A 14953-nucleotide genomic window follows, 5' to 3' on the forward strand; every position below is an offset into this window, starting at 1 on the left:
GTCAGAAGAATGTCTTGGCGGCGGCTTCGGCATAGGTGCCGATCGGACCGCCGATCAGCACATAGAACAGCACGAAAGCGCCGGAGACACCGAGTACGAGGCGCAATTCACTGGCCATCGGCACGAAGCCGCCGACCGGTTCGTCGAACCACATGATCTTGATGATGCGCAGGTAATAATAGGCGCCCACTACCGAGGCCAGCACGCCGATGATCGCCAGCGCGTAGAGGTTGGCATTGATGGCGGCGAGAAAGACGTACCACTTCCCCCAGAAGCCGGCGAGCGGCGGGATGCCGGCCAGCGAGAACATCAGGATGGTCAGGATCGTCGCCATGATCGGGTTGGTCGAGGACAGGCCTGCCAGGTCGCTGATCTGCTCGACATTGCCTTCCTTGCGCCGCATGGCGAGAATGAAGGCGAAGGTGCCGAGCGTCATCACCAGATAGATCAGCATGTAGATCGCGACGCCGCGCACGCCGGCCTGGCTGTTGGCGGCAAGGCCAACCAGCGCGTAGCCCATGTGGCCGATCGAGGAGTAGGCCATCAGGCGCTTGATGTTGGTCTGGCCGATCGCCGCGAAAGAGCCGAGCGCCATCGAGGCGATGGAGATGAAGACGATGATCTGCTGCCAGTCGGAAGCGATCGGCTTGAACGCGCCCATGGTGACGCGCACGATCAGCGCCATAGCCGCCATTTTGGGTGCCGCCGCCAGGAAAGCCGTCACCGGTGTCGGCGCACCCTCATAGACGTCGGGCGTCCACATGTGGAACGGCACCGCCGAGATCTTGAAGGCGAGGCCGGCCAGCACGAAGACCAGGCCGAAGACGAGGCCAAGCTGGCGCTCTCCGCCGCCCAGCGCCGTCGCGATCTCCTGGAACCCGGTGTTGCCGGTATAACCATAGACCAGGCTGATGCCATAGAGCAGCATGCCCGACGACAGCGCGCCGAGGACGAAGTACTTCAGGCCCGCCTCGGTCGAGCGCAGGTTCTCGCGGTTGATCGCGCACAAGACATAGATCGCCAGCGACTGAAGCTCGAGGCCGAGATAAAGCCCGATCATGCCGTTGGCGGAGATCATCAGCATCATGCCGAGCGTGCACAGAAGGATCAGCACCGGATATTCGAACTTGTCGAACCGCTCCGCCCTGGCGAAGCGCATCGACATGATCAGCGTCACCGCCGAGCCCACCAGCGCCAGCAGCTTCATGAAGCGGGCAAAGGAATCCTGGATGAAGGCATTGCCGTAGGCACTGCCCTGCCCGGTGGAAAAGATCAGCCAGGCGCCCGATATCACCAGCACGGCGACGGCAAGGCCGGTTACGGTGTTGGCGGTGTTGGCGCGCGAATAGGCCCCGACCATCAGCAGCGCGAGCGCGCCGATGGCAAGGATCAGCTCGGGCGTCGAGAGCGACAGGCTGGAGAGAAGGTCCGGCGTCATGGTTCGCAAAACCCCTGGGTCAGTTCGCCGCCGCGGTCTGCGCGGCGCCGATGGATGCGGTGACATTGGTGACGAGCGACTTGACCGACTGGGCCGTCGCGTCGAAGACGGGAGCGGGATAGACGCCGAAGAAGATGACCAGCACAACCAGCGGATAGATGATCGCCTTCTCGCGTGTCGACAGGTCGAGCAGGCCCTTGAGGCTGTCCTTGGTCAGCGCGCCGAAGATCACCCGGCGGTAGAGCCAAAGCGCGTAGGCGGCCGACAGGATGACGCCGGTGGCAGCGAAGAACGCCACCCAGGTATTGACCCGGAACACGCCGAGCATGGTCAGGAACTCGCCGACGAAGCCTGACGTGCCCGGCAGGCCGACATTGGCCATGGTGAAGATCAGGAACACGGTGGCGTATTTTGGCATGTTGTTGACTAGGCCGCCATAGGCGGCGATCTCACGCGTGTGCATGCGGTCATAGATGACGCCGACGCACAGGAACAGCGCGCCCGAGACCAGGCCGTGGCTGAGCATCTGGAAGATCGCGCCCTGCACGCCTTCCTGGTTCATGGCGAAGATGCCCATGGTCACGAAGCCCATATGGGCGACCGACGAATAGGCGATCAGCTTCTTCATGTCCTCCTGCATCAGCGCCACCAGCGAGGTGTAGATGATGGCGACGACCGAAAGTGCGAAGACCAGCGGCGCGAACATCTCGGAGGCCAGCGGGAACATCGGCAAGGAGAACCGCAGGAAGCCGTATCCGCCCATCTTCAACAGAATGGCGGCCAGGATCACCGAACCGGCTGTCGGCGCCTCGACATGCGCATCCGGCAGCCAGGTATGCACCGGCCACATCGGCATCTTCACCGCGAAGGAGGCGAAGAAGGCGAGCCACAGCCATGTCTGCATGTTGGCGGGGAAATTGTGCGTCAACAGCGTCGGGATATCGGTCGTGCCGGACTGGTAGAACATCGCCATGATGGCGAGCAGCATCAGCACCGAGCCGGCGAGCGTGTAGAGGAAGAACTTGAAGGAGGCATAGACGCGGCGCTTGCCGCCCCAGACGCCGATGATGATGAACATCGGGATCAGGCCGGCTTCGAAGAAGACGTAGAACAGCACGATGTCGAGCGCGCAGAACACGCCGATCATCAGCGTTTCGAGCAGCAGGAAGGCGATCATGTAGGCCTTGACGCGCTTTTCGATCGCTTCCCACGACGCCAGGATGCAGAGCGGCATCAGGAATGTCGTCAGGATGACGAACAGCATCGAAATGCCGTCGACGCCCATATGGTAGGAGATGCCGGAATCGAGCCAGGCGACCTTCTCGACGAACTGGAAGCCGGCTTGCGAATTGTCGAAGCCGGTCCAGATGAACAGCGAGATGATGAAGGTGAACGTCGTCGTCAGCAGCGCGATGGCGCGGATGTTGCGGCGTGCGTTTTCGCTGTCGTCGTTGATGAGCAGGATGAGCAGCACACCAACCAGCGGCAGGAAGGTGACCAGCGAGAGAATTGGCCAGGCGGTCATCAGAGCATCATCCAGGTGACGAATGCGGCAACGCCGATCAGCATGGCGAAGGCATAGTGATAGAGATAGCCGGTCTGCAACTTGACGACGCGGTTGGTGACATCGACGACGCGTGCCGAAATGCCGTCAGGCCCGAGACCGTCGATGACGGTGCCGTCGCCGGTCTTCCACAGGAAGGAACCGAGGCGTTTGGCCGGCCGCACGAACAGGAAGTCATAGAGCTCGTCGAAATACCATTTGTTGAGCAGGAAGGCATAGAGCCCGCGATGCTGGGCCGCCAGGTTGACCGGCACTTCCGGCGAGCGGATGTAGAACTTCCACGCCAGCGCCAGGCCGATCAGCATGGCGATGAACGGCGACAACTCGACCCATAGCGGCAGTTCGTGGATGTCGTGCAGGATGTGATTGTCCGGCAGCGTGAACAGCGACGCCTTCCAGAATTCGGCATAGCCTTCGCCGATGAAGGCACCGTGGAAGATGATGCCGGCAAACAGCGCGCCCGCCGCCAGCACGAACAGCGGCACCAGCATCACCGGCGGCGATTCATGGACATGGTGCATCACCTCATGGCTCGCCCGCGGCCTGCCGTGGAAGGTCATGAAGATCAGCCGCCAGGAATAGAAGGAGGTGAAGCCGGCGGCGATCACCAGCAGCACGAAGGCGAGGCCCGCCACGGAATTATGCCCGGCAAAGGCCGTCTCGATGATGGCATCCTTGGAGAAGAACCCGGCGGTGCCGATAACGGTGACCGGAATGCCGACGCCGGTCAGCGCCAGGGTGCCGATTACCATCATCCAGTAGGTCGTCGGGATCAGCGTCCTCAGGCCGCCCATCTTGCGCATGTCCTGCTCGTCGGAAACCGCATGGATGACCGAGCCCGAGCCGAGGAACAGCAGCGCCTTGAAGAAGGCATGCGTGAACAGGTGGAAGATCGCCGCGCCATAGGCGCCGACGCCGAGCGCCACGAACATGTAGCCAAGTTGCGAGCAGGTCGAATAGGCGATGACGCGCTTGATGTCGTTCTGGACGAGGCCGACGGTCGCCGCGAAGAAGGCGGTGAAGGCGCCGATGAAGGTCACCACCGTCAGCGCCGAATGCGACAGCTCGAACAGCGGCGACAGCCGCGCCAGCATGAACACGCCGGCCGTCACCATGGTGGCGGCATGGATGAGCGCCGAGACCGGCGTCGGGCCTTCCATGGCGTCCGGCAGCCAGGTGTGCAGCGGCACCTGCGCCGACTTGCCCATGGCACCCATGAACAGCAGCAGGCAGACGATCGTCATCGCTGCCTGCTTATCCAGCGCATAACCGAGGAAGGTCAGCACCGCAGCACCTTGCGGGGCGCCTTCAGCCGGGATGAACGTCGCCGCATTGGCGAAGATGGTGCCGAGATTGACCGAGCCGAACAGCACGAACACGCCGAAGATGCCGAGCGCGAAGCCGAAATCGCCGACGCGGTTGACGACGAAGGCCTTGATGGCCGCGGCGTTGGCCGAGGGCTTCTTGTACCAGAAGCCGATCAGCAGGTAGGACGCCAGGCCCACCCCTTCCCAACCGAAGAACATCTGCACGAGGTTGTCGGCCGTCACCAGCATCAGCATGGCGAAGGTGAACAGCGACAGATAGGCAAAGAAACGCGGCCGGTTCGGATCGTGGTGCATGTAGCCGATCGAGTAGATATGGACCAGCGCCGACACGGTGTTGACCACCACCAGCATGACCACCGTCAGAGTGTCGATCCTGAGCGCCCAGGACGCCTCCAGTCCGCCGGACTGGATCCAGCGCAGCACCGGCACGGTGAACACCTCGCCATGGCCGAAGCCGACGGTGAAGAAAGCAACCCACGACAGCACCGCCGCGATCACCAGGAAGCCGGAGGTGATGTATTCGGACGCCTTGGCGCCGAGCGACGTGCCGAACAGGCCGACGATCAGGAAGCCGAGCAGCGGAAGGAAGACGATGGCCTGGTACATGGTGGTTCCGTCAACCCTTCATCATGTTCACGTCTTCGACCGCGATCGAGCCGCGGTTGCGGAAGAAGACGACGAGAATGGCAAGTCCGATGGCGGCCTCCGCCGCCGCGACCGTCAGCACGAACAGCGCGAACACCTGGCCGACGAGGTCGCCGAGAGCCGCCGAAAAGGCGACGAAATTGATATTGACCGCAAGCAGGATCAACTCGACCGACATCAGGATGACGATCACGTTCTTACGGTTCAGGAAGATGCCGAACACGCCGAGCGTGAAAAGGATCGCCGATACGGTCAGATAATGTGCGATGCCGACGACCATCTCAGACTCCTTCGCCCGACTTGACCTTGCGGATTTCCATGCCCGTCGCCGCCGTGCGGGCGACCTGGGCTGCGATCGACTGCCGCTTGACCCCTTCCTTGTGGCGCAGCGTCAAAACGATGGCACCGATCATGGCCACCAGCAGCACGAGGCCCGAGATCTGGAAGTAGTAGAGGTAGTCCGTATAGAGGATGTCGCCGAGCGCTGCCGTATTCGAGCGCGCCGCGAGATCGGGAATCGGCTTCGATACCGTCGAGGCGAGCTGCGGCGCGAAGGTATAGCCGCCGAGCACCACGATCAGTTCCGCCGCCAGGATCAGTCCGACCAGCGCGCCGATCGGCGCATATTGCAGAGCGCCCTCCTTCATCTCGGCGAAGTCGACGTCGAGCATCATGACGACGAACAGGAACAGCACCATGACAGCGCCGACATAGACGACGAGCAGGATCATCGCCAGGAACTCGGCGCCCGTCAGCATGAACAGGCCGGCGGCGTTGAAGAAGGTCAGGATCAGGAACAGCACCGAATGCACGGGGTTGCGCGACGAAATGACCATGAACGCCGACGCCACGGCGACAAAGGCGAAGAGGTAGAAAAAGGCCGCCTCTAGTCCACTCAGCATTGGGGTTCCCCCGGGTTCCTGTCCAAACAGGACGTTCGTCCTGTTTGTTGTCTGTGGCTTCGTTCCGCCTCCGGTGCGAAGCCGCGTTGTCCTAGCCCATGTTCCAACCGGGTTGAAAGACCCGGCGCAAAGAAACATGGGCAACTCTGAAGTCCTGAGGGATGACCTTGCCTGAAATGCTTCGGGTCATCCCCGGACAAGGGCCCTCGCCCCTGTCCATGCGATATCAGCGGTACGGTGCGTCCAGCGAGATGTTGCGCGCCAGTTCGCGCTCCCACCGGTCGCCATTCGCCAGCAGCCTGTCCTTGTCGTAGTAGAGTTCCTCGCGCGTCTCGGTCGCGAATTCGAAATTCGGCCCCTCGACGATGGCGTCGACCGGGCAGGCTTCCTGGCAGAAGCCGCAATAGATGCACTTCACCATATCGATGTCGTAGCGCACGGTACGGCGCGTGCCGTCGTTGCGGCGCGGGCCGGCCTCGATGGTGATGGCCTGCGCCGGACAGATCGCCTCGCACAATTTGCAGGCGATGCAGCGTTCCTCGCCATTGGGATAACGGCGCAAGGCATGCTCGCCCCGGAAGCGTGGGCTCACCGGCCCTTTCTCGTGCGGATAATTGATCGTCTCCTTCGGCGCGAAGAACTGGCGCATCGACAAGAAGAAGGCGCTGACGAAATCCTTCAGCAGCAGCGATTTGGCGGCCTGGGACAGAGCGGACATCACGCAAACCCCGTGATCTTGAGGAAGGCGGCGGTCAGCACCACCATGAACAGCGAGATCGGCAGGAACACCTTCCAGCCAAGCCGCATCAGCTGGTCGTAGCGGTAACGCGGCACGAACGCTTTCACCATGGAGAACATGAAGAACATCAGGCAGATCTTGAGCACGAACCAGATCACCCCCGGCACCCAGGTGAAGGGCGCGAAGTCGAACGGCGGCAGCCAGCCGCCGAGGAACAGGATGGTGGCCAGCGCGCACATCAGCACGACGGCGACATATTCGCCGAGGAAGAACAGCAGGAACGGCGTCGACGAATATTCGACCATGTGGCCGGCGACCAGTTCCGATTCGGCTTCGACGAGGTCGAAAGGCGGGCGATTCGTCTCGGCTAGCGCCGAGATGAAGAAGATGACGAACATCGGCAACAGCGACAGCCAGTGCCAGTCGAGGAAGGTGTTGGGCAGGCCGAGCCTGGTGCCGAGCCCATCCTGCTGCGACAGCACGATGTCGGACAGGTTGAGCGAGCCGACGCAAAGCAGCACGGTGACGATGACGAAGCCGATCGAGACCTCGTAGGACACCATTTGTGCGGCCGAACGCAGCGCCCCGAGGAACGGATATTTCGAATTGGACGCCCAGCCGCCCATGATCACGCCATAGACCTCGAGCGAGGAGATGGCGAAGACATAGAGGATACCCACATTGACGTTGGCGACGGCCCAGCCCTGGCTGACCGGAATGACCGCCCAGGCCGAGATCGCCAGAACCGCCGATACCAACGGCGCCAAAAGGAACACGCCCTTGTTGGCGCCGGACGGGATCACCGGCTCCTTGAAGACGAACTTCAACAGGTCGGCAAAGGCCTGCAGCGTGCCCCAGGGGCCGACGACGTTCGGGCCGCGGCGCAGTTGCACCGCCGCCCAGATCTTGCGGTCGGCATAGAGCAGGTAGGCGACGGCGATGAGAAGCACGACGATCAGCACGACCGACTTCAACACGATGATCAGCGCCGGCAGCACGTAGAAGGAGAAGAAGGTGTCCATGCTTATTCCGCCGCCTGCTTGAAGCCGCTCTTGGCCAGCGCAGAGCACTCCGCCATCACGGCAGAGGCCCGCGCGATCGGGTTGGTCAGGTAGAAGTCCTGGACCGGCGACGTGAACGTGCCCTTGTTCAGCCGTCCGCCAAGCTTCGCCACATTGGCGATATCCTCGGCATTGCCCGCAGCAACCTGGTCGATGCGGGCAAGATGCGGGTATTCGCCGTAGAGTTTAGCGCGCAGCTGCGGCAGCGAATCAAACGGCAACTTCTTGCCCAGTACATCCGACAATGCCCTGACGATGGCCCAATCCTCGCGCGCGTCGCCCGGCGCGAAGCCGGCGCGGTTGGTCTGCTGCACGCGCCCTTCCGTGTTGACATAGGTGCCCGACTTCTCGGTGTAGGCAGCGCCCGGCAGGATGACGTTGGCGCGGTGCGCGCCGGCATCGCCATGGGTGCCCACATAGACCACGAAAGCGCCGCCGGTCTTTGCCATGTCGATCTCGTCGGCGCCGAGCAGGAACAGCACGTCCGTCTCGCCCAGCATGCCGGCGACGTTCCTGCCGCCCTCGCTCGGCACGAAGCCAAGGTCGAGGCCGCCGACGCGTCCAGCCGCATTGTGCAGCACGGCAAAGCCGTTCCAGTCCGCGCGCGCGGCGTTCACGGCCATGGCGAGCTTCGCTGCCTGGCCGAGCACCGCCGCGCCATCGGGGCGTGCCAGCGCGCCCTGGCCGACGATGATGAGCGGATGCGTGGCCTTCTTCAGCACCTGGAAGAACTTGCCATCGCCGTCGGCCAGATCCTTGAGCGATTCCGGTCCTGCGCCCAGCAGTTCGTAGTCATAGCGTGTATCCCCGACATCGCCGATGACGCCGACCGGCAGATTGCCGACCCGCCAGCGCTTGCGGATGCGGGCGTTGAGCACCGAGGCTTCGAAGCGCGGATTGGCGCCGATGATCAGCACCGCGTCCGCCTGTTCGATGCCTTCGATGGTGGGGTTGAAAATGTAGCTTGCCCGGCCAAGCGACGGGTCGAGCGCGGCGCCGTCCTGGCGGCAATCCATGTTCTTCGAACCGAGTGCGGCCATCAGGAGCTTCAGCGCGTAGATTTCCTCGACCGCGGCAAGATCGCCCGCTATGGCGCCGATCTTCTCGGGCGTAGTCTTCGACACGGCGTCCTTGATCGCCGTGAAGGCCTCGGCCCAGCTCGCCGGGTCCAGCTTACCGTCCTTGCGTACATAGGGCCGGTCGAGACGCTGCGTGCGCAGGCCGTCCCAGATGAAGCGGGTCTTGTCGGAGATCCACTCCTCGTTCACCGCCTCGTTGACGCGCGGCAGGATGCGCATCACCTCGCGGCCGCGGCTGTCGACGCGGATCGCCGAGCCGACGGCATCCATGACGTCGATGGATTCGGTCTTGGTCAGTTCCCACGGCCGTGCCTGGAAGGCGAAAGGCTTGGAGGTCAGCGCGCCGACGGGGCACAGGTCGATGACATTGCCCTGCAGCTCCGAGGTCATCGCCTGCTCGAGATAGGTGGTGATCTCGGCATCCTCGCCGCGGCCGATCAGGCCGAGTTCGGAAATGCCGGCAACCTCGGTGGTGAAGCGAACGCAGCGCGTGCAGTGGATGCAGCGGTTCATCACCGTCTTGACCAGCGGGCCGATATACTTGTCTTCGACCGCGCGCTTGTTCTCGTGATAGCGCGAGGAATCAACGCCGAAGGCCATCGCCTGGTCCTGCAGGTCGCATTCGCCGCCCTGGTCGCAGATCGGGCAATCCAGCGGATGGTTGATCAGCAGGAATTCCATCACGCCTTCCCTGGCCTTCTTGACCATCGGCGTGTTGGTGAAGATTTCCGGCGCTTCTCCGTTCGGACCGGGACGCAGGTCGCGCACGCCCATGGCGCAGGACGCTTGCGGCTTGGGCGGCCCGCCCTTCACCTCGATCAGGCACATGCGGCAATTGCCGGCGATCGACAACCGCTCGTGGAAGCAGAAGCGCGGCACTTCCGCGCCCGCGTCCTCTGCCGCCTGCAGCAGCGTGTAATGGTCGGGTACAGTGATTTCTTTCCCGTCGACCTTGAGCTTTGCCATTCGCCTCAAACCTCTGCGGATTTCCCGCAATCTCATTTCCCGGGCGCGACAGACGCGGCGCCCGGCATTTCACTCACTTCTTCGCGGCCAGCACAGCCGCCTGGGCAATCCAGTCGTCGCGCACGATACGGCCGTTGAACGACAGGTAGTCGTCGACCCAGGCGATCTCTTCGGGTGACCAGTCGGCGATCTGGCGGAACGTCCAGATGCCGAGCCCATTGAGCACCGTCTCCAGCTTCGGGCCGATGCCCGATATCTTCTTGAGATCCGAAGGCTTCCCCGGCCTGTCCACAGCCTTGGGCTGCCTGAAATCCTCGGGCAGCAGCACATCCGGAAGCTCGTCCGCTGACCGCCCCGCCTGTGCCGCCGGCACCGTGGTGGCGGCCTCCCTGGCGGCAATGTCGGTGACTTCCTGCGCGAAGGACTGCGCCTCCGCAATCAGGGTCTTGGCCGTCGCCCGCGCTCTGGTGGATGAAAGGCTCGCATCCTCGAATTGTTCGACGCGCGCCTCGAAATCCTCGATGAGCGGCTGCATGAGGCGTTGCGACGCCTCGGCTGCGCCCGACAGCGCGCCCAACCAGACGCCGAAAGCGTGGTTGGCGAGCCCAAGTCCCAGAGCCGACATCGCCGCCGCGCCCGCGACAGGGTGCGCCAGAAGGTTGACGGCGCCGGCCATCTCCTTCGGCATCATCCTGGTCAGGTCCTGGTTCATCTTCTCGATCTGGTCCAAATTGGGCATCAACGGGTGGGGTGTCGAATACGGCGCCATAGAATTCTCCTGGTCGTTTCTTCGTTCGCCCCGCCCCGTTCTTCTCGCTCCGGGCTATCGCCCATTCAATGCTTCTCTATTCCGCCGCCACCAACACCGGCTCGGCCCGGTGCGCGTTGCGCGAAAACTCGTCGATGCGCCGCTCCACCTCGCCGCGGAAGTGCCGCATCAGGCCCTGGATCGGCCAAGCGGCCGCGTCGCCCAGCGCGCAGATCGTGTGGCCTTCGACCTGCTTGGTCACGTCGAGCAGCATGTCGATCTCGCGCTTCTGCGCCTCGCCGCGCACCAGCCGTTCCATCACCCGCCACATCCAGCCGGTGCCTTCACGGCACGGCGTGCATTGGCCGCAGCTCTCATGCTTGTAGAAGTAGGACAGCCGCGCGATGGCTTTGACGACATCGGTCGACTTGTCCATGACGATGACGGCCGCCGTGCCGAGGCCGGATTTGAGGTCGCGCAGCGCGTCGAAATCCATCGGCGTATCGATGATCTGCTCGGCCGGCACCAGCGGCACCGAGGCGCCGCCAGGAATGACCGCCAGAAGATTGTCCCAGCCGCCACGGATGCCGCCGCAATGCGTCTCGATCAGCTCGCGGAACGGGATCGACATCGCCTCTTCGACGGTGCACGGATTGTTGACGTGGCCGGAGACGCAGAACAGCTTGGTGCCGACATTGTTGGGCCGGCCGAAGGATGAGAACCAGGCCGCGCCCCGACGCAGGATCGTCGGCGCCACAGCGATCGATTCGACGTTGTTGACGGTGGTCGGGCAGCCATAAAGGCCGACATTGGCCGGAAATGGTGGCTTCAGCCTGGGCTGGCCCTTCTTTCCCTCGAGGCTTTCGAGCAGCGCCGTCTCCTCGCCGCAGATATAAGCCCCGGCGCCATGGTGCATATAGACGTCGAAATCGTAGCCTGAAGTGTTGCCCTTGCCGATCAGCTTGGCCTCATAGGCCTCGTCGATGGCACGCTGCAGCGCCTCGCGCTCGCGGATGAACTCGCCGCGCACATAGATGTAGGCCGCGACCGCGCCCATGGCGAAGCCGGCGAGCAAGGCGCCCTCGACCAGCGTGTGCGGATCGTTGCGCAGAATGTCGCGGTCCTTGCAGGTACCGGGCTCGGATTCGTCGGCATTGATGACGAGATAGCTCGGCCGGCCGTCACTCTGCTTGGGCATGAACGACCATTTCAAGCCGGTCGGGAAACCGGCGCCGCCGCGGCCGCGCAGGCCCGACGCCTTCATCTCGTTGACGATCCACTCGCGCCCCTTGGCGACGATGCCGGGCGTGTTGTCCCAGGCGCCGCGCGCCATTGCGCCGGCCAGCGACTTGTCGAAGAGGCCGTAGATGTTGGTGAAGATGCGGTCTTTGTCCTGAAGCATTGTTCGTCCCTCAGACCGGCTTCTTGCCGAAGACGCGGATATATTCGGCGACGCCGCCCTTGGCGAGCGCCTTGGCCTGCTTGACCCAGTCGTCTCGCTCGATGCGGCCGCGGAAGGAGAGATAGCTGTCCACCCACTCCCGTTCGGCCTTCTTCCAAGACGCAACCTGGGCGAAGGTGAAGATGCCGAGCGAATGCAGGATGCTCTCGGTCCTCGGGCCGACGCCGGAGATCAGCTTGAGATCGTCGACCAGCGCCGGCCTGGCGATGCCGGCCGGCCGGTTCTTGTCTTCCAACGAAGGCTTGGCCGCTTTGGCGGGAAGCTTGGTTTCCGGCGACTTGAACGCGGAAGCCGGCTCAGCCTTGTTCAGGGGGCCGCTGCGCGGCTTCAAAACTTTCTCGACCTCGGGCGCCGCCTTGTTGGCGTTTGTCGCCGAGTGGCGGGGAGCCGCGACGCTCGCCGCTTTTTCCGTTGCCGACGCGACCTTGGCCGGCGACGGCGTTTTCAGCGCCGGGCTGGTTTCAGCCGCATCGGTTTTCGGCTTGCTGGCATTGGACGGCGCGACAGGGGTGGCGGCCGGCGTTGGCACCGGCGCCGCGATGATCGCGTCGGGTGCCGCCTTGGCGGCCTTGGCGGCTTCCCTGGCCTCCCTGTCACGGGTCGACTTGAGGATCGCCTTCTCGCTTTTCAGCGTCGTGAGGCCGGCGGCCGGCTCCGAGCCGGTGCGGCCGTTCTGCGGCCCCGGCGTCACCGAGGCCCCCTTGCCCGCATCGTAGAGATCAATGATTTCGGCCAGCCGTTCCGGCGTCAGGTCTTCGAACGTGTCCTTGAAGATCATGACCATCGGCGCGTTGACGCAGGCGCCGAGGCATTCGACCTCTTCCCACGACAGCGTTCCCTTGTCGTTGGTGTGGAACTGGTCATGGTGGATCTTGGAGCGGCACACGTCCATCAGCGCTTCCGAGCCGCGCAGCATGCAGGGCGTGGTGCCGCAAACCTGGATGTGCGCCCGCGTGCCGACAGGATTCAGCTGGTACTGCGTGTAGAAGGTCGCGACCTCGAGCCCGCGGATGCGCGGCATGCCGAGCATGTCCGAAATCGTCTCGATCGCCGCCTTGGTGACCCAGCCTTCCTGCTCCTGCGCCAGCATCAGCAGTGGAATGATCGCAGACTGTTCCCGGCCCTTCGGGTACTTCTTGATCCATTGCTTGGCCGCGGCCGCGTTCGCCCGGTTGAAGGCGAAGGATGCTGGCTGGACGCTGGCTTCTGCGAGACGACGGACTGACATTTAGCGATCGACCTCACCAAACACGATGTCGAGGGAGCCGAGGACGGCGGTGACGTCGGCCAGCATGTGACCGCGGCACAGGAAATCCATGGCCTGGAGATGCGCGAAACCGGGCGCGCGCAGCTTGCAGCGATAAGGCTTGTTGGTGCCGTCGGAGACCAGATAGACGCCGAACTCGCCCTTGGGCGCCTCGACCGCCGCATAGACCTCGCCGGCCGGCACGCGGTAGCCCTCGGTGTAGAGCTTGAAGTGGTGGATCAGCGCTTCCATCGAGCGCTTCATCGCCTGGCGCTTTGGCGGCACGACCTTGCCGTCGAGGTTCGACACCGGCCCGGCGCTTTCCTTGCCGAGCAGGAGATCGATGCACTGGCGCATGATCTTCGCCGACTGGCGCATCTCTTCCATGCGCACGAGGTAACGGTCGAAACAGTCGCCGTTCTTGCCGATCGGAATATCGAAATCGAGCTCCGAATAGCATTCATAGGGCTGCGATCTGCGCAGGTCCCAGGCAGCGCCCGAGCCACGCACCATGACGCCGGAAAAGCCCCAGGCCCAGGCGTCGGCCAGCGAAACCGTGCCGATATCGACATTGCGCTGCTTGAAGATGCGATTGCCGGTCAGCAACTGATCGAGGTCGTCGATCGACTTCAGGAACGGATCGATCCACTTGCCGATGTCCTCGAGCAGCTTCTGCGGCAGGTCCTGGTGAACGCCGCCCGGACGGAAATAGGCGGCATGCATGCGCGAACCCGAGGCGCGCTCATAGAACACCATCAGCTTTTCGCGCTCGACGAAGCCCCACAGAGGCGGCGTCAGCGCGCCGACGTCCAGCGCCTGCGTCGTCACATTGAGGATGTGCGACATGATGCGGCCGATCTCGCAGTAGAGCACGCGGATCAGCTGACCGCGCTTCGGCACCTCGATGCCGAGCAGGCGCTCGGCGGCCAGTGCGAAGGCATGCTCCTGGTTCATCGGCGCGCAATAGTCGAGCCGGTCGAGATAAGGCACTGCCTGCAGGTAGGTTTTGTGCTCGATCAGCTTTTCGGTGCCGCGATGCAAGAGCCCGATATGCGGATCGACACGATCGACCACTTCGCCGTCCAACTCCAGAACCAATCTCAAAACACCATGCGCGGCAGGGTGTTGCGGTCCGAAGTTGATGTTAAAATTGCGGACGGAGGTTTCAGCCATTACTGCTTTGCCTTCTCATCCCCTGGCAGCACGTAATCGGTGCCTTCCCATGGGGACAGAAAATCGAAATTGCGGAATTCCTGCTTCAGTTCCACCGGCTCGTAGATGACGCGCTTGGCTTCGTCGTCGTAACGCACCTCGACGAAGCCGGTCAGCGGGAAATCCTTGCGCAGCGGGTGACCGTCGAAACCGTAATCGGTGAGAATGCGCCGCAGATCGGGGTGACCCGAAAACAGCACGCCATAGAGATCGTAGGTCTCGCGCTCGAACCAGTCGGCGCCGGGATAGACGCCGGTGATCGACGGCACCATCGTCTCCTCGTCGGCCTGCACCTTGATGCGGATACGCACGTTCTGCTTCGGCGACAACAGGTGATAGACGACGTCGAAGCGCTTGGCCCGCGACGGATAATCGGCGCCGCAGACATCGATGACCGAGATGAATTGGCAGCGCGGATCGTCACGCAGGAAAGTCACCACTTCGATCAGATCGCGCGGTTCGACATGGATGGTGAGTTCGCCATAGGCGAACACTGCTTCATTGACGCGGCCAATCAATTTTTCGCCGAGATAGGTCGACAGTTCGCTCAGGGATGCGGCCAT

At 63.2% G+C, this 14953-nt stretch carries 13 protein-coding genes; all 13 read right to left on the reverse strand.

All coding sequences use genetic code 11. The features are described from left to right. Position 1 precedes the first annotated feature (1 nt). A complete protein-coding gene (gene nuoN / locus FJ979_RS01640) occupies positions 2-1438 on the reverse strand; it encodes an NADH-quinone oxidoreductase subunit NuoN (protein ID WP_140495588.1) in 1437 nt (478 codons plus the stop codon). Positions 1439-1457: 19 nt separating this feature from the next. After that, complete coding sequence (locus FJ979_RS01645) at positions 1458-2963, reverse strand: NADH-quinone oxidoreductase subunit M (protein ID WP_140579846.1); 1506 nt, start codon at positions 2961-2963, stop codon at positions 1458-1460. Beyond that, positions 2963-4936, reverse strand: a complete 1974-nt coding sequence (nuoL, locus tag FJ979_RS01650; RefSeq protein ID WP_140579847.1) for an NADH-quinone oxidoreductase subunit L — start codon at positions 4934-4936, stop codon at positions 2963-2965. The genes FJ979_RS01645 and nuoL overlap by 1 nt, the downstream gene beginning before the upstream one ends. A 10-nt stretch (positions 4937-4946) precedes the next feature. Then, the gene (nuoK, locus tag FJ979_RS01655) at positions 4947-5255 is read right to left on the reverse strand and encodes an NADH-quinone oxidoreductase subunit NuoK (RefSeq protein ID WP_019858930.1); all 309 of its coding nucleotides are present in this window, start codon (positions 5253-5255) and stop codon (positions 4947-4949) included. 1 nt (position 5256) lies between these two features. After that, positions 5257-5877, reverse strand: a complete 621-nt coding sequence (locus tag FJ979_RS01660) for an NADH-quinone oxidoreductase subunit J (protein ID WP_140495585.1) — start codon at positions 5875-5877, stop codon at positions 5257-5259. Positions 5878-6103: 226 nt separating this feature from the next. Continuing rightward, entirely contained in the window at positions 6104-6595 is a 492-nt protein-coding gene (gene nuoI, locus FJ979_RS01665; RefSeq protein ID WP_140495584.1) for an NADH-quinone oxidoreductase subunit NuoI, read from the reverse strand. Continuing rightward, complete coding sequence (gene nuoH / locus FJ979_RS01670) at positions 6595-7638, reverse strand: NADH-quinone oxidoreductase subunit NuoH (RefSeq protein ID WP_140495583.1); 1044 nt, start codon at positions 7636-7638, stop codon at positions 6595-6597. The genes nuoI and nuoH overlap by 1 nt, the downstream gene beginning before the upstream one ends. A gap of 2 nt (positions 7639-7640) precedes the next feature. Beyond that, positions 7641-9722: an NADH-quinone oxidoreductase subunit NuoG gene (gene nuoG, locus FJ979_RS01675; RefSeq protein WP_140579848.1), complete on the reverse strand. Its 2082-nt coding sequence runs from the start codon at positions 9720-9722 to the stop codon at positions 7641-7643. 73 nt (positions 9723-9795) lie between these two features. After that, complete coding sequence (locus FJ979_RS01680) at positions 9796-10491, reverse strand: NADH-ubiquinone dehydrogenase (protein WP_140579849.1); 696 nt, start codon at positions 10489-10491, stop codon at positions 9796-9798. 76 nt (positions 10492-10567) lie between these two features. Then, the gene (gene nuoF / locus FJ979_RS01685) at positions 10568-11872 is read right to left on the reverse strand and encodes an NADH-quinone oxidoreductase subunit NuoF (RefSeq protein ID WP_140521143.1); all 1305 of its coding nucleotides are present in this window, start codon (positions 11870-11872) and stop codon (positions 10568-10570) included. 10 nt (positions 11873-11882) lie between these two features. After that, the gene (locus FJ979_RS01690; RefSeq protein ID WP_140495579.1) at positions 11883-13160 is read right to left on the reverse strand and encodes an NADH-quinone oxidoreductase subunit E; all 1278 of its coding nucleotides are present in this window, start codon (positions 13158-13160) and stop codon (positions 11883-11885) included. Continuing rightward, positions 13161-14351 (reverse strand): NADH-quinone oxidoreductase subunit D, encoded by a 1191-nt coding sequence (locus FJ979_RS01695; protein WP_140495578.1) that lies wholly within the window; start codon positions 14349-14351, stop codon positions 13161-13163. Beyond that, entirely contained in the window at positions 14351-14953 is a 603-nt protein-coding gene (locus FJ979_RS01700) for an NADH-quinone oxidoreductase subunit C (RefSeq protein ID WP_140495577.1), read from the reverse strand. Before FJ979_RS01700 ends, FJ979_RS01695 begins: the two co-directional genes overlap by 1 nt.

Source organism: Mesorhizobium sp. B1-1-6, assembly GCF_006443035.1.
In the GTDB taxonomy this organism is placed as follows: Bacteria; Pseudomonadota; Alphaproteobacteria; order Rhizobiales; family Rhizobiaceae; genus Mesorhizobium.